This window comes from Rhizobium tibeticum, from assembly GCF_900110205.1.
In the GTDB taxonomy this organism is placed as follows: Bacteria; Pseudomonadota; Alphaproteobacteria; order Rhizobiales; family Rhizobiaceae; genus Rhizobium; species Rhizobium tibeticum.
Map to the genome: position 1 here is coordinate 1 of NZ_FOCV01000019.1, position 24,410 is coordinate 24,410.

The 24,410-nt window shown below is 60.4% G+C and carries 30 protein-coding genes and 1 pseudogene; 12 read left to right on the forward strand and 19 right to left on the reverse strand.

Annotation, left to right across the window (positions count from 1 at the left end; translation table 11 throughout):
- The 3 genes from BSG20_RS20090 to ftsZ form a co-directional block, all read right to left on the reverse strand.
- A partial coding sequence (locus BSG20_RS20090; protein WP_143147508.1) for a transposase occupies positions 1–281 on the reverse strand: 281 nt, incomplete at its 3' end.
- Between the two features lie 99 nt (positions 282–380).
- The gene (locus BSG20_RS20095) at positions 381–1,229 is read right to left on the reverse strand and encodes an oxidoreductase (protein WP_072378000.1); all 849 of its coding nucleotides are present in this window, start codon (positions 1,227–1,229) and stop codon (positions 381–383) included.
- A gap of 157 nt (positions 1,230–1,386) precedes the next feature.
- Positions 1,387–2,415 (reverse strand): cell division protein FtsZ, encoded by a 1,029-nt coding sequence (gene ftsZ, locus BSG20_RS20100; RefSeq protein ID WP_072377998.1) that lies wholly within the window; start codon positions 2,413–2,415, stop codon positions 1,387–1,389.
- 196 nt (positions 2,416–2,611) lie between these two features.
- On the opposite strand from ftsZ, the gene BSG20_RS20105 reads away from it, so the two are divergent.
- Together BSG20_RS20105 and BSG20_RS20110 are read left to right on the forward strand one after the other, a co-directional pair.
- A complete protein-coding gene (locus BSG20_RS20105) occupies positions 2,612–2,827 on the forward strand; it encodes a hypothetical protein (RefSeq protein ID WP_072377996.1) in 216 nt (71 codons plus the stop codon).
- Between the two features lie 89 nt (positions 2,828–2,916).
- Positions 2,917–3,924 (forward strand): ketopantoate reductase family protein, encoded by a 1,008-nt coding sequence (locus tag BSG20_RS20110; RefSeq protein WP_072377994.1) that lies wholly within the window; start codon positions 2,917–2,919, stop codon positions 3,922–3,924.
- A gap of 93 nt (positions 3,925–4,017) precedes the next feature.
- Here the strand turns inward: BSG20_RS20110 and BSG20_RS20115 are convergent, their stop codons facing one another.
- On the reverse strand, positions 4,018–5,175 hold the full coding sequence (locus BSG20_RS20115; RefSeq protein ID WP_072377992.1) for a pyridoxal phosphate-dependent aminotransferase: 1,158 nt from the start codon (positions 5,173–5,175) through the stop codon (positions 4,018–4,020).
- A gap of 210 nt (positions 5,176–5,385) precedes the next feature.
- Here BSG20_RS20115 and BSG20_RS20120 point away from each other — a divergent pair, with 210 nt between their 5' ends.
- The 5 genes from BSG20_RS20120 (at position 5,386) to aat (ending at position 9,194) form a co-directional block, all read left to right on the forward strand.
- Entirely contained in the window at positions 5,386–6,144 is a 759-nt protein-coding gene (locus tag BSG20_RS20120; RefSeq protein WP_072377990.1) for a DsbA family protein, read from the forward strand.
- A 144-nt stretch (positions 6,145–6,288) separates the two neighbouring features.
- Positions 6,289–6,726, forward strand: a complete 438-nt coding sequence (aroQ, locus tag BSG20_RS20125; RefSeq protein ID WP_037117527.1) for a type II 3-dehydroquinate dehydratase — start codon at positions 6,289–6,291, stop codon at positions 6,724–6,726.
- 22 nt (positions 6,727–6,748) lie between these two features.
- Positions 6,749–7,216: an acetyl-CoA carboxylase biotin carboxyl carrier protein gene (gene accB / locus BSG20_RS20130; protein WP_072377988.1), complete on the forward strand. Its 468-nt coding sequence runs from the start codon at positions 6,749–6,751 to the stop codon at positions 7,214–7,216.
- 10 nt (positions 7,217–7,226) lie between these two features.
- Positions 7,227–8,573 (forward strand): acetyl-CoA carboxylase biotin carboxylase subunit, encoded by a 1,347-nt coding sequence (accC, locus tag BSG20_RS20135; RefSeq protein WP_072377986.1) that lies wholly within the window; start codon positions 7,227–7,229, stop codon positions 8,571–8,573.
- Between the two features lie 6 nt (positions 8,574–8,579).
- A complete protein-coding gene (gene aat / locus BSG20_RS20140) occupies positions 8,580–9,194 on the forward strand; it encodes a leucyl/phenylalanyl-tRNA--protein transferase (protein ID WP_024317834.1) in 615 nt (204 codons plus the stop codon).
- A gap of 3 nt (positions 9,195–9,197) precedes the next feature.
- Here the strand turns inward: aat and BSG20_RS20145 are convergent, their stop codons facing one another.
- From BSG20_RS20145 to gatB, 5 genes are all read right to left on the reverse strand, one after another.
- Positions 9,198–9,629, reverse strand: a complete 432-nt coding sequence (locus BSG20_RS20145; protein ID WP_072377984.1) for a DUF2155 domain-containing protein — start codon at positions 9,627–9,629, stop codon at positions 9,198–9,200.
- Positions 9,630–9,732: 103 nt separating this feature from the next.
- The gene (locus BSG20_RS20150) at positions 9,733–10,131 is read right to left on the reverse strand and encodes an NADH:ubiquinone oxidoreductase subunit NDUFA12 (protein ID WP_007792741.1); all 399 of its coding nucleotides are present in this window, start codon (positions 10,129–10,131) and stop codon (positions 9,733–9,735) included.
- Positions 10,132–10,235: 104 nt separating this feature from the next.
- Complete coding sequence (locus BSG20_RS20155; protein WP_072378016.1) at positions 10,236–10,697, reverse strand: GNAT family N-acetyltransferase; 462 nt, start codon at positions 10,695–10,697, stop codon at positions 10,236–10,238.
- A 13-nt stretch (positions 10,698–10,710) separates the two neighbouring features.
- Positions 10,711–11,214, reverse strand: a complete 504-nt coding sequence (locus tag BSG20_RS20160) for a GNAT family N-acetyltransferase (RefSeq protein ID WP_072377982.1) — start codon at positions 11,212–11,214, stop codon at positions 10,711–10,713.
- 4 nt (positions 11,215–11,218) lie between these two features.
- Positions 11,219–12,721 (reverse strand): Asp-tRNA(Asn)/Glu-tRNA(Gln) amidotransferase subunit GatB, encoded by a 1,503-nt coding sequence (gene gatB, locus BSG20_RS20165; RefSeq protein ID WP_072377980.1) that lies wholly within the window; start codon positions 12,719–12,721, stop codon positions 11,219–11,221.
- Between the two features lie 140 nt (positions 12,722–12,861).
- On the opposite strand from gatB, the gene BSG20_RS20170 reads away from it, so the two are divergent.
- Entirely contained in the window at positions 12,862–13,176 is a 315-nt protein-coding gene (locus BSG20_RS20170; RefSeq protein WP_072377978.1) for a DUF1294 domain-containing protein, read from the forward strand.
- Here the strand turns inward: BSG20_RS20170 and BSG20_RS20175 are convergent.
- On the reverse strand, positions 13,168–13,680 hold the full coding sequence (locus BSG20_RS20175; protein ID WP_072378014.1) for a GNAT family N-acetyltransferase: 513 nt from the start codon (positions 13,678–13,680) through the stop codon (positions 13,168–13,170). The genes BSG20_RS20170 and BSG20_RS20175 overlap by 9 nt on opposite strands.
- A gap of 296 nt (positions 13,681–13,976) precedes the next feature.
- On the opposite strand from BSG20_RS20175, the gene BSG20_RS20180 reads away from it, so the two are divergent.
- Positions 13,977–14,234: a YjhX family toxin gene (locus tag BSG20_RS20180; RefSeq protein ID WP_072377976.1), complete on the forward strand. Its 258-nt coding sequence runs from the start codon at positions 13,977–13,979 to the stop codon at positions 14,232–14,234.
- Positions 14,235–14,277: 43 nt separating this feature from the next.
- Here the strand turns inward: BSG20_RS20180 and BSG20_RS20185 are convergent, their stop codons facing one another.
- The 5 genes from BSG20_RS20185 to BSG20_RS20205 all read right to left on the reverse strand — a co-directional run bounded on the left by BSG20_RS20185 (position 14,278) and on the right by BSG20_RS20205 (position 17,718).
- Entirely contained in the window at positions 14,278–14,553 is a 276-nt protein-coding gene (locus tag BSG20_RS20185) for a hypothetical protein (protein ID WP_072377974.1), read from the reverse strand.
- A gap of 201 nt (positions 14,554–14,754) precedes the next feature.
- The gene (locus BSG20_RS37600; RefSeq protein ID WP_244541369.1) at positions 14,755–15,024 is read right to left on the reverse strand and encodes a hypothetical protein; all 270 of its coding nucleotides are present in this window, start codon (positions 15,022–15,024) and stop codon (positions 14,755–14,757) included.
- Positions 15,025–15,065: 41 nt separating this feature from the next.
- Positions 15,066–16,547 carry an Asp-tRNA(Asn)/Glu-tRNA(Gln) amidotransferase subunit GatA gene (gene gatA, locus BSG20_RS20195; RefSeq protein ID WP_072377972.1) on the reverse strand — a complete coding sequence of 494 codons (1,482 nt, stop codon included), beginning with the start codon at positions 16,545–16,547 and terminating at the stop codon, positions 15,066–15,068.
- 54 nt (positions 16,548–16,601) lie between these two features.
- Positions 16,602–16,889, reverse strand: a complete 288-nt coding sequence (gatC, locus tag BSG20_RS20200) for an Asp-tRNA(Asn)/Glu-tRNA(Gln) amidotransferase subunit GatC (RefSeq protein WP_072377970.1) — start codon at positions 16,887–16,889, stop codon at positions 16,602–16,604.
- A gap of 124 nt (positions 16,890–17,013) precedes the next feature.
- On the reverse strand, positions 17,014–17,718 hold the full coding sequence (locus tag BSG20_RS20205) for a metal-dependent hydrolase (protein ID WP_072377968.1): 705 nt from the start codon (positions 17,716–17,718) through the stop codon (positions 17,014–17,016).
- A 118-nt stretch (positions 17,719–17,836) separates the two neighbouring features.
- On the opposite strand from BSG20_RS20205, the gene ruvX reads away from it, so the two are divergent.
- Entirely contained in the window at positions 17,837–18,331 is a 495-nt protein-coding gene (gene ruvX / locus BSG20_RS20210) for a Holliday junction resolvase RuvX (protein ID WP_072377966.1), read from the forward strand.
- Here the strand turns inward: ruvX and BSG20_RS20215 are convergent.
- The 4 genes and pseudogenes from BSG20_RS20215 to BSG20_RS20230 form a co-directional block, all read right to left on the reverse strand.
- Complete coding sequence (locus BSG20_RS20215; RefSeq protein WP_072377964.1) at positions 18,268–18,600, reverse strand: DUF6105 family protein; 333 nt, start codon at positions 18,598–18,600, stop codon at positions 18,268–18,270. The two genes, ruvX and BSG20_RS20215, sit on opposite strands and share 64 nt — an antisense overlap.
- 292 nt (positions 18,601–18,892) lie before the next feature.
- A complete protein-coding gene (locus BSG20_RS20220) occupies positions 18,893–19,555 on the reverse strand; it encodes a TetR/AcrR family transcriptional regulator (RefSeq protein WP_072377960.1) in 663 nt (220 codons plus the stop codon).
- 150 nt (positions 19,556–19,705) lie between these two features.
- Positions 19,706–20,322, reverse strand: a pseudogene (locus tag BSG20_RS20225) (GNAT family N-acetyltransferase).
- Positions 20,322–21,971: an acyl-CoA dehydrogenase family protein gene (locus BSG20_RS20230; protein WP_072377959.1), complete on the reverse strand. Its 1,650-nt coding sequence runs from the start codon at positions 21,969–21,971 to the stop codon at positions 20,322–20,324. The pseudogene BSG20_RS20225 and the gene BSG20_RS20230 overlap by 1 nt, the downstream one beginning before the upstream one ends.
- 179 nt (positions 21,972–22,150) lie before the next feature.
- On the opposite strand from BSG20_RS20230, the gene BSG20_RS20235 reads away from it, so the two are divergent.
- A complete protein-coding gene (locus BSG20_RS20235; protein WP_072377957.1) occupies positions 22,151–23,107 on the forward strand; it encodes an aspartate carbamoyltransferase catalytic subunit in 957 nt (318 codons plus the stop codon).
- Complete coding sequence (locus BSG20_RS20240) at positions 23,104–24,393, forward strand: dihydroorotase (RefSeq protein WP_072377955.1); 1,290 nt, start codon at positions 23,104–23,106, stop codon at positions 24,391–24,393. The genes BSG20_RS20235 and BSG20_RS20240 overlap by 4 nt, the downstream gene beginning before the upstream one ends.
- The last annotated feature ends 17 nt before the right edge of the window (positions 24,394–24,410 follow it).

Here is a 24,410-nt window from a genome sequence, read left to right on the forward strand (position 1 = left end):
CAGATCACCTCGATGTTGCGGCGCGTTTCCGCTTCCAGTCGCCGGCTGGAACGCACACGGTTGATATACCCGTACACGTAAAGCTTCAAAAGGTCGGCTGGGTCGTAACCCGGACGGCCGGTCTCCTTCGCCGCCACCCGCACGAACCCGGCGGCTTGGAGATCGAGGCCGTCAACGAAAGCCTCGATGAAGCGAACCGGATTGTCCGGCCCCACATAATCATCAACCGCTTCCGGCAGAAGCAGCAATTGAGAGCGGTCTGTTCCTGAAAGATGCGCCATGGCAAAAGCTACCACGGCAGTCTAACGTGAGGAATCCCCGACGGGGTTTTCAGACGGTCTGCGAGATTATCGCGAAGGGTGACACCGTGCTGCGACGACCTACTCCTTCGGAAAATCCGCTCCGAGGCTCGTTTCGCGCCATTCCTCGATCTGCGCCAGCCGTTCGCGCAGCTTGTTCGTGACATTGCTGTAGCCGATTTCGCCAAGCACGAGATGCCGCGGCGGATTCGCCACTTGCGTGATCCGGATCATCGCCTCGCCGGCGCGCACTGGATCTCCGGCCTGCTTGCCGCTGTATTCCGATGTCTGGCGCATGCGGGAAGCTGCGGTTTCGGCATAGTCTGAAATTCTGCTCTTCGTTTGTCGAAGTGAGCGGCCGGCCCAATCGGTGCGGAACGGACCAGGGGCGACGCAGGTCACCTTGATGCCGAGCGGCCTGCCCTCGGCGTAGAGTGAATCGGAAAAACCTTCGACCGCATGCTTGCTCGCGGCATAGAAACCTGAGCCGGGAAAGCCGATAAAGCCGGCAACCGAGGTGATGTTGATGATGTGGCCATGCCGGCGCTGCCGCATACCAGGCAGGACGGCACGGGTCATCGAAAACAGGCCGAAGACGTTCGCCTCGAACTGATCGCGGATTTCCTGCTCTTGCGCCTCCTCGACCGTTGACTGGTAGCCATAGCCGGCATTGTTGACGAGAACGTCCACGCGGCCGAAGCGCTGCTCGGCGGCCGCGACCGCCGCCTTGACCTCAGAGCGATTGGTCACATCGAGATCCAGCGCCAGTGCGTTCGCTTCATTCGCGGATGCCAGATCGGCAACGCGGGCCTTATCGCGCGCGGTCACGACCGTCGGCCAGCCGCGGGCAATGGTGAGTTTCGCAAGCTCACGGCCGAAGCCAGTGGAGCAGCCGGTGATGAGCCAGACGGGAGACTTGTCCTGAGACATGTGATTTTCCTGATGCTGTCGGGAACGCCTGAATGGGCGAAAGGGGCGAGAGCGGATTTAGGGCCGCCGCCTGACATTTCCAGCGCACGACTACGCCGAAGTGACATCGATCAGGAAAAGTCTGCGCGCCCGATCGGACGCGCAGACGATAAGAAGCCTACTGCAGCGTACGCGTGTGCAGGTCTTGGCCAGGCGCTACGCCCTGACGGGCCTGCGTTCCAGCCGTCGCCCCGTCGAGGCCCGTCGCCACAACCGCGACGCGGAACTTGCCATCGAGGTTGCGGTCGAAGATCGCGCCAACGACGATGTCGGCCTCATCCTGGACCTCGTCGCGGATGCGGCTTGCCGCTTCGTCCACTTCGAAGAGCGTCATGTCCGTGCCGCCGGAGATCGAGATCAAAACGCCCCTGGCGCCCTTCATCGAAATGTCGTCGAGCAGCGGGTTGGCGATCGCAGCCTCCGCGGCCTTCATCGCACGCCCCTCGCCCGATGCCTCGCCCGTGCCCATCATCGCCCGTCCCATTCCCCGCATGACGGATTTCACGTCTGCGAAATCGAGGTTGATGAGGCCTTCCTTGACGATCAGGTCGGTGATGCAGCCCACACCGGCATATAGCACACGGTCGGCGGTCATGAAGGCATCCGCGAAGGTGGTCTTTGCATCGGCGATGCGGAAAAGGTTCTGGTTCGGGATGACGATCACCGTATCAGCCGCCTCGCGGAGCGCCTCGATACCGACATCGGCAGTCTTCATGCGGCGATTGCCTTCAAAGGTGAAGGGCTTAGTAACCACTCCGACCGTCAGGATGCCGGCGTTGCGCGCGGCCTGGGCAATAACAGGTGCAGCCCCCGTTCCGGTGCCGCCCCCCATACCTGCGGTGACGAAGCACATATGCGAGCCAGCCAGATGGTCCATGATCTCATCGATCGATTCTTCGGCGGCTGCGCGACCGACCTCCGGCAGCGAACCGGCCCCCAGCCCTTCGGTGACATGCGCGCCGAGCTGTATGCGGCGGGATGCCTTCGAGGTCGCCAGCACCTGCGCATCCGTATTGGCCGCGATGAAATCGACGCCCTCGAGATTTTCCGCTATCATGTTGTTGATCGCATTGCCGCCGCCGCCGCCGACGCCAATTACTGTAATTCTCGGTCGCATTTCGGAAATCCCGTTCTTGGCGTTCGTCATCGCAATCTCCTTGGTGCGTTTTCGTCATGGCTCCGCATTTTTTGGGAACCGAATCGAGCATCAGCTTAGTCGCGCAACAAGGCAGAGCCGGGGCGAAAGAACAAGATGAAGCTTTCTTGAAACTTTATCCGGAACCTTTTTTGCCATCGCGCTTTATTTTGAGTCATCCCCTGCCAGAGAGAGGAGCACCGTGCAGATGCCTACGCCAGCCACCCGCCAGTCAGTTACCCCTCCAAACGAGCATATTCTTACCGCCCAGGAGGCCTTGGAACCGCTCTTTCTCAAGATCGAAGAGGAGGCCGAGGTCCGGATGATCGGCGCTGCCATTCGGGCGGGCTGGTCTGCGGAAGATGCGGTGGCAGCCATCGACGAGCTTCGCCGCAACGAGCTTCTTCCCGGCACCGGCCACTAAAAGCGACAGGCGGCTTCAAAATATCACTCGCCTCGAGGAATGGATGACCTAAGTTCAGCGCGACCCACCAATCGCGGAAAGATCATCGCATGCCCCTCAAGAATATCTGCATCTTCGGCGCCGGTGCACTCGGCGGCGCCATCGCCTCCAAGTTTGCCTTATCGCTCGGCCCAGAGGTAACGGTTTCGGTCGTTGCCCGCGGCGCTCATCTCGCTGCCATCCGAGGCGAGGGATTGCGTCTCCTTGAGGCGGGCGCAGAAGCACCCCTCATCGTCAAACTGAGAGCCACCGACGATCCGAGGGAACTGCCACCGCAGGATCTCGTGATCACCGGGCTGAAGGGCCATCAGCTCAGCGCTGCCGCGCAGGGAATCGGTCATCTGCTGAAAGATCGCACGCGCGTCATGATGATCCTCAACGGCATTCCGTGGTGGTATTTCCACCGCGATCGGGACAGCGGGCACGCGGAGCTGCAATTCGACGAGCTCGATGAGGGCGGCAAGCTTTGGCGCCTTGTCGGCCCGCAGCGCGTCATCGGCTGCGTCGCCCACCAGGGCGCTGAAGTCAGCAAGCCCGGCGAGGTCCGGCTCAGCAACAAAGGCCACTTCATTCTCGGGGAGGCCTCCGGCGAGATCAGCGCAGATCTGCGCGACATCGAGGCACTGCTGCAGCGCGCCGATATCGGCGTTAAGCTCTCGAGCCGCATCCGCGATGATATCTGGAGCAAGCTGATGGGCAACGCCTCCTTCAACCCGATCAGCGCGCTGACGCGATCATTGATGTCCGATCTGATGGCAGATGCCGCAATCACCGACCAGATCGGGAAGGTCATGAAGGAGGTAAAGGCCGTTGGAGAGGCACTCGGCGCCAATGTCGGGATGTCCGTCGAGGAGCGACTGGAACAGGCCCGGCAGATCGGGCCGGTTCGCACCTCTATGTTGCAAGACCTTCTGGCAGGGAAGTCGCTGGAGATTGCGCCGCTGGTGGGAATGGTCGTTTCATTGGGCCGCCTGACGGCAACGCCGACACCGGTTTCCGAAACGATCCTGGCGTTGGTATCGCAGCTTGACCGGGAGAATTGCCGACCGGCGAAGTGACTGTGCGAGCGGTCGAGCGGCTTGCCGCGTTCTAGGGAGAACGCTCATAAATTGAATTAGGAGATTTCCACAAGCCGCTCTGAAGCAACAGACTTATTTCAACCACGCTGCGATGCGCTCGACTGCTTCAACGATCTCGGCCTCGGAGCCGGCGTAGGACATGCGCATCGACCGGTTGCCGTCCAGCGGATCGAAATCCAGACCCGGCGTCGCGGCGACGTTGATCTCGGCCAGCATCCGCTTGGCGAACGCCATGCTGTCATTGGTGAAGCGCGTTACGTCGACATAGGCATAGAACGCGCCATCCATCGGCGATGCAATGGACAGGCCGATTTCCGGCAGACGCTTCAGCAGAAACTCGCGGTTGGCCGCGTAGCTCGCCTTGTAGACATCGAGTTCCGCAGTCGCGCCGAGCGCTGCCGTCGCTGCGATCTGCGAGAGTTCGGGCGGCGAGATGTAGAGGCTTTGCGCGACACGCTCGATGGGTCGCACCAGCCGCTCAGGCAGCACCATCCAGCCGATGCGCCAGCCGGTCATGCAATAAAATTTGGAGAAGGAGTTGATGACGATCGCCTCGTGCGTCAATTCCAGTGCGCTGGTCTCTTCGCCGGCAAAAGTCAGCCCGTGATAGATCTCATCTGAAATGAACGCGATCGAATTGGCCGTACAATAGTCGGCTAGCGCCTTCAGCCCCTGGCGGCCGGTCACAGTACCTGTCGGGTTGGCAGGGCTCGCCAGCAGAACACCCTTCAGCCTGACGTTGTGTGCCGCTTGTGCAGCCTCAAGGCTCTCGGGCGTCAACGTGAAATGCGTGTCGGTAGTGACCGGCACCTCGATCACCCTGAGCCCAAGCGCCCCGAGAATGTTGCGATAGGCAGGATAGCCCGGCCGGGCGATGGCGACCGCGTCACCGGCATCAAACAGCGAGAGAAAGGCAAGGTTGAAACCGGCGGAAGAACCGGTGGTTATCGCGATGCGCGCAGGATCGATTTCCAGCCCATGCCGGTCGCGATAGTGCCAGGTGAGCGCATGCTTCAGCCTCGTCGTGCCGAGCGCGTCCGTATAGCCGATCTTGCCCTCGACGAGTGCGGCCTGCGCCGCCTCCAGAGCGGCGCGTGGCGCCGGATGGGAGGGCTGCCCGACAGCCATGGAAATGACCGGGTGACCGCTCGCTCGCCGCTTCGTCGCTTCGGCCAGAACATCCATGGCATGAAAGGGCTCGACTTCGCTGCGTTGGGAAATGGAAAACAAGATCGCTTCTCTCTAACTTTGCTTGCGGCCAGACAATTGCCGCAATAATCGGATCATCACAATCCCGCGATTGAACTGCGGATGCGAAAATTCCTGTTTGAAGACGACCGGGCGCACCTTAATTTGGCGGCATCGGAGTGCCGCCGTTAACCAGGCAGTGTTATCCGGTGCCTAGAACGATGCATACGAACTGCAAAAGACGAGGATATAATGGCCATACTTCCGAAAATCTTCACCGCGCTGGCGCTGACCGCCTCGGTGGCAACGGCCTACCCGGCGGCAGCACTCGATGAGGCGCAGAAGAAGGAGTTCGGCGAGTTCATCAAGCAGTATCTGATCGAAAACCCGGAGATCATGCTGGATGTTCAGGATGCCCTGCAGAAGAAGCAGGAGCAGACGCGCCTCGTCAAAGCCAATGCGGTGATTGCTGACAACAAGTCGACGATCTTCGATTCTGAATACGACGTGACGATCGGCAATCCGAAGGGTGACATCACGATCGTCGAATTCTTCGACTACAATTGCGGCTATTGCCGCCACGCACTTTCCGACATGCAGACCATGCTCGAAAAGGACAAGAACGTCCGCTTCGTGCTCAAGGAATTTCCCATCCTCGGCCCGGAATCGGTTGCCGCGCACAAGGTCTCCGATGCATTCCGCAAGCTGGCGCCGGAGAAGTATAGCGCGTTCCATGTCGCGCTTCTCAGCAGTGACGGCCGCGCCGACGAAGCGAGTGCAATTGACGTCGCCGCCTCACTTGGCGTCAGCGAAAAGCAAATCCGCGACGAGATGGCCAAGAGTTCCAGCGATGCCTCCGTGAAGGAGACCTATCAACTCGCCCAGAGCCTCGGCATCACAGGCACGCCGTCCTACGTGATTGGCAACGAACTGGTTCAGGGTGCAGTCGGTTTCGATGACCTCGAAGGCAAGGTCAAGAACATGCGCGCCTGCGGCAAGACGAGTTGTTGAGACGACGCCCATCAAATCGCCAAAATCGAAGCGTTTCAGCCATGTGGACAAATGTGGCGCGATTCCGGCTGCCTCTTCCAAAGGGCTTTCATTAGGTCCGTTGGGAGTCTATAGGTTGCCGTCTCGCACTTGATGGAACACTCGATGACGCAAACGATATTCGTCCTGAACGGGCCCAACCTGAATATGCTCGGCAAAAGAGAGCCGGGCATCTATGGCGGCAAGACGCTTCAGGATATCGAGGCAGATTGCAAGGCAGCAGGGCGGGAACTCGGCTTCGATATCGATTTTCGCCAGAGCAATCACGAAGGTACGCTCGTCGACTGGTTCCATGAAGCCAACGACAAGGCCGTTGGTGTGGCGATCAACGCCGGAGCCTACACGCATACGTCGGTCGCGCTCCACGACGCAATTCGCGCTATTTCCATTCCGGTGATAGAGCTTCATATCTCCAACGTCCACGCACGAGAAGAATTCCGCCACAAGTCGATGATTGCGCCAGCGGTGAAAGGCGTCATCTGCGGCTTCGGGCCTCACAGCTATATTCTGGCGCTGCATGCGCTGAAGAATCTCACGGCATAAGAAGAACACAGGGCAAACACTCATGGCTGAGAAGAAAAACGGTATCGACCAGGCGCTGATCCGCGACCTCGCGAACATCCTCAACGATACGGATCTGACGGAAATCGAAGTCGAGCAGGACGATCTGCGAATTCGCGTTTCGCGCGCCGGCAACACCCAGTACGTCCAGGCTCCGATCGCTGCGCCCGCATTTGCCGCGGCGCCCGTCGCTGCAGCTCCAGCCGCAGCGACGCCTGCGGCCCCCGCGCGCAACCCTGCCAACACCGTCAGCGCCCCGATGGTCGGCACGGCCTACATGGCTCCGGCTCCGGGCGCGCGTCCCTTCATCGAACTCGGCGCCACGGTCAAGGAAGGCCAGACGCTGATCATCATCGAAGCCATGAAGACCATGAACCAGATCCCTTCGCCGAAGTCCGGCAAGATCACAGAAATCCTGGTCGAGGACGGAAGCCCCGTCGAATACGGCCAAGCCCTCGTCGTCATCGAATAAGGCGAGCGTCATGGTCTCGAAAATCCTCATCGCCAATCGCGGAGAAATCGCGCTTCGCGTGCTGCGCGCATGCAAGGAGCTCGGCATTCCCTGCGTCGTGGTTCACTCGACTGCTGACGCCGATGCCATGCATGTGCGCCTGGCTGACGAGAGCGTCTGCATCGGCCCCCCGCCGTCGCGCGAAAGCTATCTGAACATCCATCAGATCGTCGCCGCCTGCGAGATCACCGGCGCCGACGCCGTGCATCCGGGCTACGGTTTCCTCTCCGAAAACGCCAAGTTTGCGGAAATCCTGGAAGCGCACGGTATCACCTTCATCGGCCCGACGGCGGAACACATTCGCCTCATGGGCGACAAGATCACCGCCAAGACGACCGCCCAGGAACTCGGCATCCCCGTCGTTCCGGGCTCCGATGGCGAGGTGAAGACCGAGGAAGACGCGCTGCGGACTGCCGCCGAAATCGGCTATCCGGTGCTGATCAAGGCAACCGCCGGTGGCGGCGGCCGCGGCATGAAGGTTGCCAAGTCCGAGGTCGACCTGATCGAAGCCTGGTCGACGGCCCGCACCGAAGCGGCAGCCGCTTTCGGCAACGACGCCGTCTACATGGAAAAGTACCTCGGCCAGCCGCGCCACATTGAAATCCAGGTCTTCGGCGACGGCGAAGGCAATGCGATCCACCTCGGCGAACGCGATTGCTCGCTACAGCGCCGCCACCAGAAGGTCTGGGAAGAAGCCAATTCTCCTGCATTGAACGTCGAGCAGCGCATGAAGATCGGCGAAATCTGCGCCGATGCCATGCGCAAGCTGAAGTATCGCGGCGCCGGCACGATCGAGTTCCTGTACGAGAACGGCGAGTTTTATTTCATCGAGATGAACACCCGCCTGCAGGTTGAGCATCCGATCACCGAGGCAATCACTGGCATCGACCTGGTTCACGAGCAGATCCGCGTCGCCTCCGGCGGCGGACTCTCCGTCAAGCAGGAAGAGATCAACTTCCACGGCCACGCCATCGAGTGCCGCATCAACGCCGAGGACGCACGCACCTTCGTGCCCTCTCCCGGAACGATCACGCACTTCCATGCGCCGGGTGGCCTTGGCGTGCGCGTCGATAGCGGCGCCTATCAGGGCTACAAGATCCCGCCATACTACGACAGCCTCATCGGCAAGCTCATCGTGTTCGGCCGCACGCGCGTCGAATGCATGATGCGTCTGCGCCGCGCGCTCGACGAGTTCGTCGTCGACGGTATCAAGACGACGCTGCCGTTGTTCCAGGATCTGGTCGATAACCAGGACATCGCCAACGGCGAATACGACATCCATTGGCTGGAAAACTATCTGGCCAAGAAACCGGCGTAACAACGAATGGCAGGATCGCGCAGGAAATCTCCAGGCATTACACCGGAAATTCTCCTGCGCGCCTATTCTATCGGCCTTTTTCCTATGGCCGAGTCGGCCGACGACCCGGAAATATTCTGGGTCGAGCCCGATCTTCGCGGCGTCCTGCCGCTCGACGAATTCCACGTTTCGAAAAGCCTCGCCAAGGCGATCCGACGCAAGCCGTTCGACATCCGCTTCAACCACGATTTCGATGCGGTAATCGCAGCCTGTGCAGCAGAGACCGGGGATAGGCCGAGCACCTGGATCAATCAGACGATCAGGACGCTTTATTCGACGCTGCATCGCATCGGCCATGCGCACTCGGTCGAGGCCTGGGACGGCGACGAACTTGTCGGCGGATTATACGGAGTGTCGCTGGGCTCGGCGTTCTTCGGCGAAAGCATGTTCTCACGCCGGACGGACGCTTCGAAGATCTGTCTCGTTCATCTCGTGGAACGGCTGCGGGCCAAGGGTTTTACCCTGCTCGACACGCAGTTTACGACCGAACACCTAAAGACGTTCGGAGCCATAGATGTTCCGAAGGACGAGTATACCCACATGCTGGCGGCGGCGATGGCGTCACCACATCTTGAATTCTGAGAATTACTTGGCCGCTTTATCCGGAGCGGGAACGTTCGAGTTCTGCTTGCAATCCTTCAGCCAGACGTCGTAAATCGGATGCTCGACGGCATTGAGGCCGGGACTGTCAGCGAACATCCAGCCAGTGAAGATACGGCGGATCTTGCGGTCGAGCGTGATCTCGTCCACTTCAACGAAGCCATCGATCTTCTGCGCTTCGGTCTGATCGCGGGAATAGCAGGCCTTCGGCGTGACCTGCAGCGCGCCGAACTGCACAGTCTCATTGACATAGACATCGAAGGTCGTGATGCGGCCGGTGATCTTGTCGAGGCCGGAGAATACGGCGACGGAGTTCTCGATTCGGGCAGCGGAGGCAGCCTGCGGCAGAAAGGACGAGCCAAGCGCCAGGGAGAGTCCGACGGCACGCAGGAGATTTTTCCGCGTGAAAAGCTTCATATCTACCCGTCTCCACAGCATCTTAAAATCGAAGGCCGCAATCGCTGCGGCCATTCTGCGGGTAATGGTCAATTGTGGCCAAAAGCGGGGCCGGCACCCCTGCTCAGTTGCCAGGTGTCCACGCGTCGTAGTCGCCCGTAACCCGCGGACGTTCGCCAGGAACGACGAGTGAGCCCGGCGGGCGATAAGCCTGCGGCGAACCGGTCGGGTTTGCGCGATGCGGCTTCTGCCATTCCTTGGCGACATAGTTTTCCTGGCTCGGGGGAACGTTCGTGCGGTGGTGCATCCAGCCGTGCCAGCCCGGCGGAATCGCGGAGGCTTCGGCATACCCCTTGTAGATGACCCAACGCTTCGGCAGGCCGTAGGACGACATGCCGCCTTCGTAGTAGACGTTGCCCAATTCGTCTTCACCGACGCGCTTGCCGAAACGCCAGGTCGCAAAGCGCGTACCGATCGTCTGACCGTTCCACCAGGTGAAGATTTGCACGAGGAGATTCTTCATGTCTTTTCCTTGAGCTAGCCGAGCGGCGAGCGGGACCAGAATTTGATCCCTCGCTTATGCCGCCAGCGATACGCATTGTCCAGTGATTCCGGCGCCACACCGGCTCATTTCAGCGCCATCTTGAAGCCGAGGTGCGACTGTTTGAAGCCAAGCCGCTTGTAGAAACGGTGCGCATCCGTGCGGCTCGCATTCGATGCCAGTTGCACGAGGCGCAGGTCGCGACGTTTTGCCTCCGCTATGGCAAATTCGATCATCTGGGCACCGATGCCCTGTCCACGCATGTCACCGCGCGTCTGCACCGCCTCGATGATCATTGATGACGAGCCGCGACCGACCAGCGACGTCACGATCATTGTCTGGAAGGTGCCGACGATCTTCCCGTCACGCTCTGCCACGTAGAGTGTCTGGTCGTGTGATGTGGCGAGCCGATCGAAAGCCCTGAGATAATCACCAAAGACCTCGGGCGCAGTCGTGTCCCCGTGACCGCCGAGTTCATCTTCAGCAAAGATGGCGACGAGTGCCGCCACGTCGGCGCCGCGCGCCTCGCGAATGATGGTTTGGCTCATGCTCATACTGGGGCTAGCGCTGTTCGAGAGGCTTTTCGAGGATCAGCGTCGGTATGCCCGATTGCCCAGGCCCGTCGTTTTCATTGCGGCCGACATCTTCGAAGCCGTGGGCATGATAAAAGGCGATCGCCGTCTTGTTCCGCGGCTCGACCTCGAGGCGCATGATTTCGGCATCGGGAAAGCAGGTCTCCAACTCGGCAAAGATCTCCCGCCCGATACCCTGGCGATGCAGCGGCGGGCGGACATAGAGCAGATGCAGCATGACGGTCTTCGTCATCTCATCCGACATGGCGGCATAACCGATGCCGCCGATATCCTTGCCGTTATCGGCAACGAGGAACTCGGCATTCTTTTTCGCCAGCCGCGCCTGCAGCGCCGCTGGTGAAAACAGATGCGCAATGAGCTCGTTCACCTTCGCTTCGCCATAGAGGCCAGCATAGGTCGCGCGAAAGCCCTCATCCAGCAAGGTGCGCATCTTGCTTAAATCACCCTCGCTGGCGGTGCGCACGAAATACACGGTCTTACTCCTCAATGCCGAGCTTCGCCTTCACGAGAGCCTGGACGGCCTGCGGATTGGCCTTGCCGCCGGTCGCCTTCATGACCTGACCGACGAACCAGCCGGCAAGTGTCGGCTTGGCCTGGACCTTTGCGACCTGATCCGGGTTGGCAGCGATAATCTCGTCGACAGCCCGTTCAATCGCGCCGGTGTCGGTCACCTGCTTCATGCCCCGGGTTTCGACGATCTCGGCGGGATCGCCGCCCTCGTTCAGCACGATTTCGAACAGGTCCTTCGCGATCTTTCCGGAAATAGTCTCCGCCTTGATGAGGTCAATGATCGCACCAAGCTGAGCCGGCGAAACGGAGGTCTCCTCGATGCTTCTGCCTGTGCGGTTCAAGGCGCCGAGCAGGTCGTTGATGACCCAATTGGCGGCTGCCTTGCCGTCGCGGCCTTCTGCCACGGCTTCGAAATAGTCGGCGATCGCCTTTTCCGAGACAAGGACGGAAGCGTCGTAGATCGAAAGACCGAGTTCGCGCACAAAGCGCTCCTTCTTGTCGTCGGGCAGTTCCGGCAGATCACCTTCGAGCGCCTTGACGAAGGCATCGTCGAATTCGAGCGGCAGCAGATCCGGATCCGGGAAGTAGCGGTAGTCGTGTGCATCTTCCTTGGAGCGCATCGAGCGCGTCTCGCCCTTGTTCGGGTCGAAGAGACGGGTTTCCTGATCGATCGTACCGCCGTCCTCCAGAATACCGATCTGGCGGCGGGCTTCGTATTCGATCGCCTGGCCGATGAAGCGGATGGAGTTGACGTTCTTGATCTCGCAACGGGTGCCGAAGCCTTCGCCTGGGCGACGGACGGAGACGTTGACGTCGGCGCGCATGGAGCCCTCGTCCATGTTGCCGTCGCAGGTGCCGAGATAGCGAACGATCGAACGCAGCTTCGTCATGTAGGCCTTGGCTTCATCCGACGAGCGCATATCAGGCTTGGAGACAATCTCCATCAGCGCGACGCCTGAACGATTGAGATCGACATAGGACATGGTGGCATGCTGGTCGTGCAGTGACTTGCCGGCGTCCTGCTCCAGATGCAGGCGCTCGATGCCGATCTCGATATCCTCGAACTGGCCCTGCCGGTCGGGGCCGAGCGAGATGGTGATCTTGCCCTCGCCGACGATCGGATCCTTGAACTGCGAAATCTGATAGCCCTGGGGCAGGTCGGGATAGAAATAGTTCTTGCGGTCGAAGAGCGAGCGCTTGTTGATCTGCGCCTTCAGGCCAAGACCTGTGCGGACAGCTTGTTTGACGCATTCCTCGTTAATGACGGGCAGCATGCCGGGCATGGCAGCATCGACGAGCGAGACGTTGGAATTCTGCGGCTTGCCGAACTCCGTCGCCGCGCCCGAGAACAGCTTCGAATTCGACAGCACCTGTGCATGGACTTCCATGCCGATGATGACTTCCCAATCGCCGGTGGCGCCGGGAATGAAGCGTTTCGGATCGGGCGTGCGAACGTCGACAATGGTCATTGAGATGCTCTTTTTGAGGCTGTTCTTTTCAACTGGTGAGGTAACGGAAATGGCTTGCCGGTGCAAGGCTTTCGGCTGTGCTGTAGCAGCAAGCCAGCTAGTTTGGGGGGTGTTAACGTAATGTCGCTAGCGTGGCGCAGATGACGGCAACCGCTATTCTCAAGATCATCGGGCTCTTCCTGGCACTGAATGCCTTCGTGTTCTCGATCTATTTCCTCGACAAGCAGGCCGCTCGCGATCATCGGCGCCGGATCAGCGAGAAAACCTTGCTGACGCTCGCATTCGTCGGTGGCAGCTTGGGCGCGGTTTGCGCGCAAAGGCTCCTACGTCACAAGACGCAGAAAGAACCGTTTCGATCGATCCTTAGGGCCATCGTCATGTTTCATATGGTGGCCGCGCTTGTTTTATCAGGCGCCTTCGGCTACGTCGCGCTGGATGGCCCGCTGCTAGACTAAGACAAGGCCGTATGTGCCGTCGTCCGTGGACTCCAAGGCCTTTGACAAACCCACTGACGGCACATCACGATCGAGCTTGGGATTGTAGGCAATCGACAGCCAATGAATTGCGTATCCACGCTTCTGGAAGAAGCTGATCGCTTCGGAGTTCGCGGAGTGCGTCTGCATCATGGCCGTATCGAAACCCTGCGCGGCTATGTCTTTCTCGATCTCCTGCAAGAGTGCTGTTCCGAGACCATGACCGGTGAAGGCGGGATCGATCCAGAAATCCGAAATCTTCTCGTCGAGCGTCTCGCGCGCGGCCCATCCTGCCGGATGTCCGTTCCATTCGATGACGGTGACGGTGATCCAGCTACCGGCAACGAAATTGAAGAACGCGCTTCGGGCAGCATCCACCATGGCGTCCGCTTCGCCAATGGACGCCATTGCCTTCTGCCAGGCTCTTATTCCGATCTCGCTCAAGAGATTTGCGTCGCCCTCGCGGGCATTGCGAATGTGGATCAACAGCACCCCCGCATTTGAACCGAAGTAAAACACCGAATCACCGCGTTATCAAAGCCTTGCGTTTTCAAGCGCGAGGGTCGGGACAACATCGCCCATGGGTTGCAAAACTTGACGAGACTGCGATCAGCGGATATGACGGCCTGATGTTGAACTCGTCTTCTCAGACCCGGTAAAGGCCCCTGCCCGCAGGTTTTCCTTGCGCGCACGGGCCCAAAAAAACGAAGCCCTGACGTCCGATCGGACGCCAGATCGTTTTTGCGCGCCTCCTCAAGGCGCTACGACCGGATCAACATTCCATGGATATTTCACGCACGGAGCAGCGCATCCTGCACCTATTGGCTCAAGGTGGCCGTATTGAAATCGAACGCGACGACAACAGAAAAATCGAGGCAGCAAAGTGCTTCACGCGCGACGGTTGGGTCTATCCCGGCTTCGGTCTCGAGCTCTTTCGCAAGCTGAAGCGGAAGAAGGCCATCAAATCCTCAGGTGGCAAGCCCTATCGCATCACCGAACGGGGATTGGTTCTGGTGAGAGCGGAACAGGACAATAAGTAGCTTTCTGACTTTTGCCGCGCGTCGCCTCGGCGCGCGGCTTCCTTCAAAGATGTGCGGCAAGCTCGGCCTTTATCACCGACCATTCCTCGGCCACCGTACCGCTCCCGCGGCGCTTTCCCGCTCGACGGTACCAGTAGTCGGCATTCCAGTCGTCGCCTTCGATACGATGGCAAAGGGCGTGGCCCCAGTCGAAAGGCGCCTCGCCCTCATGTGCCTGGCAGATTTCATGCGCGGCCTGCCACTCCGCGCCCACGGTGAAACCTGCCGCCGCGAGGCAATCGAATGCTCCGATCATGTCTGCAAGATTCTGTTTGGACATAGGCCTCCTCCCGAAATTGCGCCTTTAGCCGAGACGCTTCTCCAGATGCAGCTTTTCGAGCCGAATGCCGAGTTCCGCATCGAACCTCTCACCGCGGCCAGACGATCGAGAAGCCGGCCCGCTCGTAAAGTCGCATGGCGCCGCCATTGGTAGCGCGGGTGTGGATTTTTGCAACCTTGAAGCCATCAGCGGCAAATGCGTTCAACAAAATAGCGAACCTGCGCGGAACCCGATGCCACGGCCGCCCTGACAGGCGGGATCAATCCAGATGCCAGAAATGGAATTGGGTTCGTTTTCCCGGGCGCCCCAGCCGACACCCGCCTCCCAAGTTCGGCAATCGCGACGGCACCTTTCGCCGCTGCCGAAGTCGAAGAAAGCCTTCCGAGCAGCCTCGATCACGACGGGATCGTCAAAACCAGCTTCCCCTGCACCGCTGGACTTCCACGCGGCAAAGCCAATCTCGCCGACCACTTGATGATCGGCCCTGCCATCATCCTAAATTGCAGTGCCACTTACCACCACTTTGCGGGCGTGAATCTTCCGGCAGCCTGCTCGATCACATGCGCAGTCTTGAACAATGTCTCTTCGTCGAACGGCCTACCGATCAGCTGCAGGCCGAGTGGGAGGCCTTTGTGGTCAAGTCCGGCCGGAACGGCAATGCCCGGCAGCCCGGCCATGTTGACCGTGACCGTGAAGATGTCGTTCAGGTACATCTTGACCGGATCGGAGGCGAGGTTTTCGTCGGCGACGCCGAAGGCGGACGACGGTGTCGCGGGCGTCAGGATCGCATCGACACCGGCATTGAAGGCCAGTTCGAAGTCGCGCTTGATCAGCGTGCGAACCTTCTGGGCCTTGATGTAGTATGCGTCGTAGTAACCGGCCGAGAGAACATAGGTGCCGATCATGATGCGGCGCTTGACTTCCTTGCCGAAGCCGGCGGCGCGCGTCTTCTCATACATGTCGACAATGTCCTTGCCGTCGACGCGCAGGCCGTAACGGACGCCGTCATAGCGGGCGAGGTTCGACGAAGCTTCAGCGGGAGCAACGATGTAATAGGCCGGCAGCGCATACTTGGTGTGCGGCAGCGAGATGTTGACGATCTCGGCGCCTGCGTCCTTCAGCCAGGCAACGCCCTGCTGCCACAAGGTTTCGATCTCCTCCGGCATGCCGTCGACGCGATATTCGTTTGGAATGCCGATCTTCATGCCCTTCAGCGACTGGCCAAGCGCGGCTTCATAGTCCGGAACCGGCCGGTCGACGGAGGTCGTGTCCTTGGAATCGACTGACGCCATCGACCTCAGCAGGATTGCGGCGTCGCGCACGTCGCGGGCAATCGGACCAGCCTGGTCGAGCGACGAGGCGAAAGCCACCGTGCCCCAGCGCGAGCAGCGGCCATACGTCGGCTTGATGCCGACCGTACCGGTGAAGGCGGCCGGCTGGCGGATCGAGCCGCCCGTATCGGTTGCCGTCGCGCCGGCGCACAGGTGGGCCGCAACAGCCGCTGCGGAGCCGCCGGAGGAGCCGCCCGGTACCAGCTGCTGGTTGGAGCCAGCCGAACGCCAGGGGTTGATGACCGCGCCGTAGTAGGAGGTTTCGTTGGAAGAGCCCATCGCGAACTCGTCCATGTTGAGCTTGCCGAGCATCACGGCGCCGTCGTCCCACAGGTTCTGGGTGACGGTCGACTCGTAGTGCGGCTTGAAACCGTCGAGGATGTGGCTGCAGGCCTGCGTATGAATGCCTTCGGTGGCGAACAGATCCTTGATGCCGAGCGGGATGCCTTCGAGCGCGCCACCCTTGCCGCCGGCGAGACGTGCGTCAGAGGCTTCCGCCATCTGCAACGCCTTCTCGGGCGTGACCTTAACATAGGCATTGAGCTTGTCGTTGGCCGCTTCGATTGCCGAGATGTAGGCCTCGGTCAGTTCAGTCGCTTTGATCTCCTTGGCGCGCAGCTTCGTACGGGCTTCGGCAATGGTCAGGCTGGTGAGTTCGCTCATGGTGTTTCGCTTCAAATCTGGATTGGCAACGGAGTCGGAAAGCGGCGTGACGCCTTATTCGACGACTTTGGGCACCAGGAAGAAATTCTGATCGGTGACAGGCGCGTTGGAAACGATGTCGGCCGCCTTGTTGCCGTCAGTCACATCATCCGCGCGCTTCTTCATCTCCATCGGCGTGACCGACGTCATCGCCTCGACGCCTTCGACGTCGACCTCGGAGAGCTGCTCGACGAAGCCGAGGATACCATTCAACTCGCCCACCATGCGGTTTGCCTCTTCTTCGGAGACGGCAATACGGGCAAGGCGCGCTACGCGCTTAACAGTGGCAAAGTCGACGGACATGGTATTCTCCGGATAGGATTTTCCTACCCGCTATAAAGACCATGCCCGCTGTGCGCAACGGGCATGGTCTTCTGAGTGCATAGAATTCCCTCTCTGAAATCGACGCGATTTCAGTAGACCTCGACTAGAAGGAAAGGCGCTCGCCCGGCTTCGGCGCATTCACCGCCGTCTTCGATCCTTCCATGCCGGAGACGAACTTCTCCGGCGTCTGGTCAATGATCGGGAAGGTACCATAATGGCAGGGGATGGCGGTCTTGAAGTTGAAGTAGCGCTGGCAGGCAAGCGCCGCTACGGCGCCGCCCATGGTGAAGCGATCGCCGACCGGCACGAGAGCGATCTCAGGCTGGTGCAACTCGTTGATCAGCGCCATGTCGGAGAAGATGTCGGTATCGCCCATGGCGAGAATCGAGGCTTCCTCATCGAAGTGCAGCATCAAACCGTTGGCATTGCCGAGCGCGTGGGAGACGCCGTCTTCGGTGATCTGCGCAGAGGAATGCAGCGCGTTGGTAAAGGTCGCTGAAAAACCGTCGAACGAAATCGTGCCGCCGGTATTGCCCGCCTCGATCCTCGACAGGCCTTTCGAGCCCAGCCAGGCGGCGAGATCGGCGTTGGCGAGAACGACCGCACCTGAGGCCTTGGCGAGAGCAACCGCATCGCCGACATGATCTCCGTGACCATGCGTGAGCAGGATATGCGTGATGCCGTTTGCGACGTCCTTTGCATCCTGCCCGGCAAAGGACGGATTGTGGGTGAGGAACGGATCCAGCAGGATTTTAGCCTTTCCGATCTCGATGCGGAAGGCGGAGTGACCAAGCCAAGTGATCTTCATGAAAATTCTCCTTCTATTATGGGATGCAAACGCCTGCTTTGCTCGTTATGGACATATCCGATGCGGTCGCAAAGAAAAGCGCTACCGCTTCAATTTCTTTTGACGGGATGAAACCACGATGACGGTGCTGACGATCGAGGAACTGGCAACTGCGCTGCAGCCGGGACAGGCGATTGCGGGGCTTGATCTCGGCACGAAAACGATCGGGCTTTCGATGTCCGATCTTGGCCGACGGTTTGCCACGCCGAGGTCCGTCATCAAGCGCGAAAAATTCACGATCGATGCGGTAACGCTTCTGACGTTTGCTGCAAAGGAGAAGGTTGCGGCCTTCGTCATCGGCCTGCCGATGAACATGGATGGATCGGCCGGGCCGCGTGTCCAGGCAACGCGCGCCTTCGTGCGCAACATGGAGCAGAAGACCGATTTGCCCTTCGTCTATTGGGACGAACGGCTGTCGACGGTCGCCGCCGAGCGTGCACTGCTGGAAATGGACGTATCGCGCAGCAAGCGTGCCGAGCGCATCGACTCGGCTGCGGCAAGCTTCATTCTTCAAGGAGCGCTGGACAGACTGTCCTTGCTCGCCAGAGCGGCCTCGGACGACTTGGACGCTTGACGAGCACGCCACCAAGCACCGATCGCCTTGCGCCGGCGGAAGGCGATGATGGCGAACACGACAAGGCTGTCGACAACGATCGCACGGGCGACCAGCGGCGGAATGGTTTCCGGCGGAATGCCAAGGATCTTTCCATAGATCTCAAACGTGAGGTCGTGAACCTGCCGGCTCAGCATGAAGATGCCGAAATTCATGTCGTAGTAGGAAAGCCAATACCATCCCGCCAGGAAGACGATGGGACCGGCCCAGAAGATCAGAAACCACTTCATGCGGTCGTCTCTCGTTCTCTGCGAATGGACGGCCCCTCGAACGAAACCAGCCATATCGACAATGCCATGGAACCTAGAACCAGCGCCGGCACAGCAATATCCAGCGCAAGCACAGCGAAAAACATCATCGCGGCAACAAGAAACGCGGCTCTCGCGATTTTGGTTCCCATGGTTCCAGACACCAAACATTTTGGACTGCCGTGCAACCTGACTTCTTAACCCGGAGCGCGCAACGTAAAGCATTTGTTAAGGTTAACGGGCATCCGGCTGCCTGTGGAAAGCTGTCTGCGCTTCAGCCGTAAACGCCGCGAACGATGCGTTTCAGGGCGGTCGCGGCCTTTTCCCAGTCCTTCGGCGTCTTCAACGCCAGGCCAGCGCACTGACCGCCCGCGGATGCGGACAGCACGAGATGTTGGATGGCTGCAATCAGAATCGCATTGACGGCCACGACATCGACGCCCTTCGGCGGCGTCAGCGATCCACGCATGCGGTCGAGCCAGTTTGCCAGGGCCTTCGACCGCGCTTCGGAAAGCCGCCTCACCTGCTCGGTGTTCTCGGAGACCTCCCAGGCAACGATACGCCGAACCAGCGGATCATCCCGCAAGGCCTCGAGGAACAGGAGTGACAGGCGCTCCATCAAATCCCCGTAGGTCAGGAGGAACATGCCGCCGGTGTCTTCGGGAATGCGATCCTTGACCCAAGTGCCGAGATCAGAGCCGATCGCTTCCACCAAGCCGTTTAGGCCGCCGTAGTAGCGGTAGATCAACTGCTTGTCGCATCCAGCGCGGCGGGCAACTGCGTTGATCCCGAAATTCTGGAACCCCTCCTCCGCCAGCAGCGACTTGGCTGCCTTCAGGATCGCCTTTTCGGTCGCCCCGCGGTCGCGGATGCGCTTTTCGGGTTCGACACGTATTGCCTCAGCAACGGGCGTTAGCACCATGGGATCGTTGAGCATCAGGGATTCGGTCCGGTTGTCACTCTGCGGTGAGTAGCAACGCTGCTGCGAACCGGCAACGGAGACGTCTTCGAAAGATTGTGGACAATTGGCCAAAGACGGAACAATTACAACGGTGTCACCATACGGGGACGGCTTTGCAACAGGCTCTTACAGTTTCTGCCCGAACCAGGCGGTCGGGTCGGAAGGATCGACCAATGGCGGCTCGATTCGACTAAATCCGCGGGAGCCCCAGAAGCGGAGGGCGCCATGATTGTTCGCATTCGCGCCGAGGTGGACTGCCTCGACACCGGCCTCTTGCGCATTCGTCAGCCAGCGGTCGAGAAGCCTGGTGCCCATCCCCTGCCCCTGTAGGCGAGGCAGGAGGTTCATGTGGATATGGGCGGGAAAGGCTTCGACGAGCGTCGCGGGCACACGAGACGGGTGATGGATCGCGGCGATGTACCTCTGATCCGCGTCCCAGCTGGCCGGATCGCCCTGCGGATCGGCGTACCTCTCGCGCAGCGCCGGCCACCAAACGCGTTCAGCCGTTCCTCGAAGGAAACCGTATCGAAGACGCCGACGATATAGCCTGCCACACCCTCAAAATCCTCTGCCACAAAAGCCGTTTCGGGGCTGAGCTCAATGTAGGGCGCTGAGTAGATGTGGCCGATCAGCTTGCCGTCGTGATGCAATGGGGACGCGTCGCTGCCGGCGTCGCCGGTCAGGAGAGAGATTGCGTAAATCTGTTCCAGATCTTCGGAACGGACAGGACGCAGCGTTGTCATCAGTTTGCCGGTGGATAGAGAAGATCGACGATGTAGCTGGCGTCGAAGCGCGAATCGAGCATGCCGTAGGTGGAGCGCCAACCGCTCGCGAGACGGGTCTCGATGAAGGCATCGGCGATCCGCCCTGCTCCGAGGCGATAAAGTTCGGCTGCGCCGGCGGCAAGCGCCAACTGCTCGACCAGAAGCCGGGCTGCGCCCTCGTCACGCTCGCACAGCGCCATGGCGGCCCGCAGTACGTCGATTGTCTTCTTGCCGGCCGGTCCGAGATCCCGCGCGAGCCCAGCAAAGACCGTTTCGAAGAGATCCTTGCCGCGGTTCAGGATGCGCAGCACGTCGAGCGCCATCACATTGCCGGAGCCTTCCCAGATCGCGTTGACCGGCGCTTCGCGATAATGACGGGCGATCGGACGCTCCTCGATGTAGCCGCTGCCGCCGATGCACTCCATCGCTTCGTAGATCAATGCAGGCGCGATCTTGCAGCACCAGTATTTGGCAACCGGCGTCATGACGCGGGCGTAGGCGGCCTCCTCGGCGCTAGCGCGTGCTCTGTCGAATGCGTCGGCAAGTCGGAAGGACAGTGCCGTCGCGGCGGCGACATCGAGCGCCATGTCGGCCAAGACGCGCGTCATGATCGGTTGGTTGACCAGCATCTTGCCGAAAACGCTGCGTCCGCGGGTGTGGTGTACAGCCTCGGCGAGCGAGGCGCGCATGATGCCTGACGATGCCAGCGCGCAGTCGAGACGCGTCAATGTCACCATGTCGAGGATGGTTCGGATGCCACCATCTGGCGTGCCGAGCAGGAAGCCGAAAGTATCGTTGAACTCGACTTCGGAAGAGGCATTGGAGCGGTTGCCGACCTTGTCCTTCAGGCGCTGGAAGTGCAGGCCGTTCGCAGAGCCATCTTCCAGCAGCCGTGGAACCAGGAAGCAGCCCATCCCATCCTTCGTCTGCGCCAGCATCACGAAGGCGTCGCTCATCGGCGCCGACATGAACCATTTGTGGCCGGACAGGCGGTAGATGCCTTCGCTGACCTTTTCTGCCGCCGTCTTGTTTGCGCGTACGTCGGTGCCGCCTTGCTTCTCCGTCATGCCCATGCCGATCGTCACGGCAGATTTCTGCATGGCCGGCTTGTTCGTGGAATCATACTTGCGCGACAGGATCTTCGGCGCCCAGTCCTTCTGCACGGCCGGCGACGCGGAAAGGGCAGCAACCGAGGCGCTCGTCATCGTCAGCGGGCAAAGATGGCCAGATTCGAGCTGCGCCGTCAGATAGAAGCGCGCCGCCCGGATCTTGTGTGCCTGGTCTTTCGCCTCGGTATCCGCCTGCGGATCCCAGACCGACGAGTGCAGCCCCGATGACATCGAACGGCGCATCAGCGCATGCCAGGCGGGATGGAACTCGACGACATCCAGCCGCTCGCCGCGCGGACCATGCGTGCGCAGCTGCGGCGTGCCCTGATTTGCCATGCGCGCCAGTTCCTGCGCCTCCTGCGAAGTCACATAGCGGCCCATATTGTCGAGATCATCGCGGATTCCGCGCGGCAACGTGCCGGTCAGGTCAACGATCAGCGGATCGGACCTGTAGGCATTGATACCGGACCACAGGCTCGGCTGGTTGAGTTCGGCAAGTTTCTCTTCGGCGGGCGTCATGAATCGCTTCTAGTGCAAGAGGCAGGCAAAGGGAAACCGGAAGTTATAATTTCCCTATCTCTGCAATAGTTGAATTCGGACAAAATTGCAGGGGGAGACGGGCCTTTCCCACAGCGCAAGCTTGCCGCCGCCCGGCTCACTCTTTATAGACCCCGCAGACGACAGCAAGAGGCAGGTTCATGGTCTTCTTTCCCCACCGCCACCTCATCGGTATCAAAGGGCTTACAGAGCAGGATATCACCTTTCTTCTCGACAAGGCCGACGAGGCCGTCAAGATCAGCCGGCAGCGAGAGAAGAAAACGTCGACGCTCCGCGGCCTCACGCAGATCAACCTTTTCTTCGAAGCCTCGACGCGCACGCAATCTTCCTTCGAGCTCGCCGGAAAACGCCTCGGCGCCGACGTGATGAACATGTCAGTCGGCAATTCTTCGGTAAAGAAGGGCGAGACGCTGATCGATACGGCGATGACGCTGAACGCAATGCGGCCCGATGTGCTGGTTATACGCCACTCCAGCGCCGGTGCCGCCGCCCTGCTTGCCCAGAAGGTTTCCTGCTCGGTGATCAACGCCGGTGACGGTCAGCACGAGCATCCGACGCAGGCGCTGCTAGACGCGCTGACGATCCGCCGCGCCAAGGGCAAGCTGTCGCGCATCATCGTCGCCATCTGCGGCGACGTTCTGCATTCGCGCGTCGCGCGTTCGAATATCCTACTTCTGAACGCAATGGGCGCACGCGTGCGCGTCGTTGCTCCGGCAACGCTTCTTCCCGCCGGCATTGCCGATATGGGCGTCGAGGTCTTCCATTCCATGAAGGAGGGTCTGAAGGGCGCCGATGTGGTGATGATGCTGCGCCTGCAGCGCGAACGCATGTCCGGTGCCTTCGTGCCGTCGGTGCGCGAATACTATCACTTCTACGGGCTAGACGCAGAGACGCTGAGGGCGGCGAAGGAAGACGCCCTGGTCATGCACCCCGGACCGATGAACCGCGGCGTCGAGATCTCGTCGGAGGTCGCGGACGGGCCGCAGAGCGTGATCGCAGAACAGGTGGAAATGGGGGTTGCTGTGCGCATGGCTGTGATGGAGACGCTGCTTGTGTCGCAAAATCAGGGTCCTCGCACCGAAGGAACCGGCGCATGAGAAACTCGGTTGTCCTCAAGAACGTTCGCATCCTCGATCCGTCGCGCGATCTCGACGAAGTCGGCACCATCATCGTCAAGGACGGCGTGATCGTCGCAGCCGGTGCGGATGCGCAGAACCAGGGCACGCCTCCTGGCGCCGAAGTGCGCGATTGCACCGGCCTCGTCGCCGCGCCGGGCCTCGTCGATGCGCGCGTCCATATCGGCGAACCCGGTGCTGAGCATCGCGAAACGATCGCTTCGGCGAGCCGCGCGGCAGCGGCCGGCGGCGTCACCTCGATCATCATGATGCCGGATACCGATCCTGTCATCGACGATATCGCGCTGGTCGAGTTCGTCAAGAAGACGGCGAAAGACAAGTCGCTGGTCAATGTTTATCCGGCAGCGGCGATCACCAAGCATCTTGCCGGCGAGGAAATGACCGAGATCGGCCTGCTGATGGAAGCGGGCGCTGTTGCCTTCACCGATGGTCGCTCGAGCGTGCACGACACACAGGTCCTGCGCCGGGTCATGACTTATGCGCGTGAATTCGGCGCCGTGATCTCCTGCGAGACGCGCGACAAATATCTCGGCGCCACCGGCGTGATGCATGAGGGACTGTTTGCCAGCTGGCTCGGCCTCGGCGGCATCCCGAAGGAAGCCGAACTCATTCCGCTCGAGCGCGATCTGCGCATCGCCAAGCTAACCTGTGGCAACTACCACGCTGCGATGATCTCCGTCCCGGAATCGGTCGAGGCGATCGAACTTGCCAGGGTTCGCGGCGCCACCGTGACCTGCGGCATCTCGATCAACAATCTGTCGCTCAACGAAAACGATATCGGCGAGTACCGCACCTTCTTCAAGCTCTACCCGCCGCTGCGCTCCGAAGGTGATCGCGTAGCGATGGTGGATGCACTGGCACGCGGTGCGATCGATATCATCGTCTCCTCGCACGATCCGCAGGATGTCGACACGAAGCGTCTGCCCTTCGGCGAAGCTGCAGATGGCGCCGTCGGCCTCGAAACGATGCTCGCTGCGGCGCTCCGCCTGCATCACAGCGGTCAGGTGAGCCTGATGCGCCTTATCGATGCGATGTCGACGCGGCCGGCGCGGATATTCGGCCTCGAGGCCGGCACGCTGAAACCGGGCGCGAAGGCGGATATTACGCTGATCGATCTCGATGACCCTTGGCTTGTTTCGAAGGACATGCTTCTTTCCCGCTCGAAGAATACGCCGTTCGAAGACGCGCGTTTCAGCGGACGCGCTGTTGCGACCTACGTCGCCGGACAGTGCGTGTATACGATATAAAAAGACCACCGGAGGGG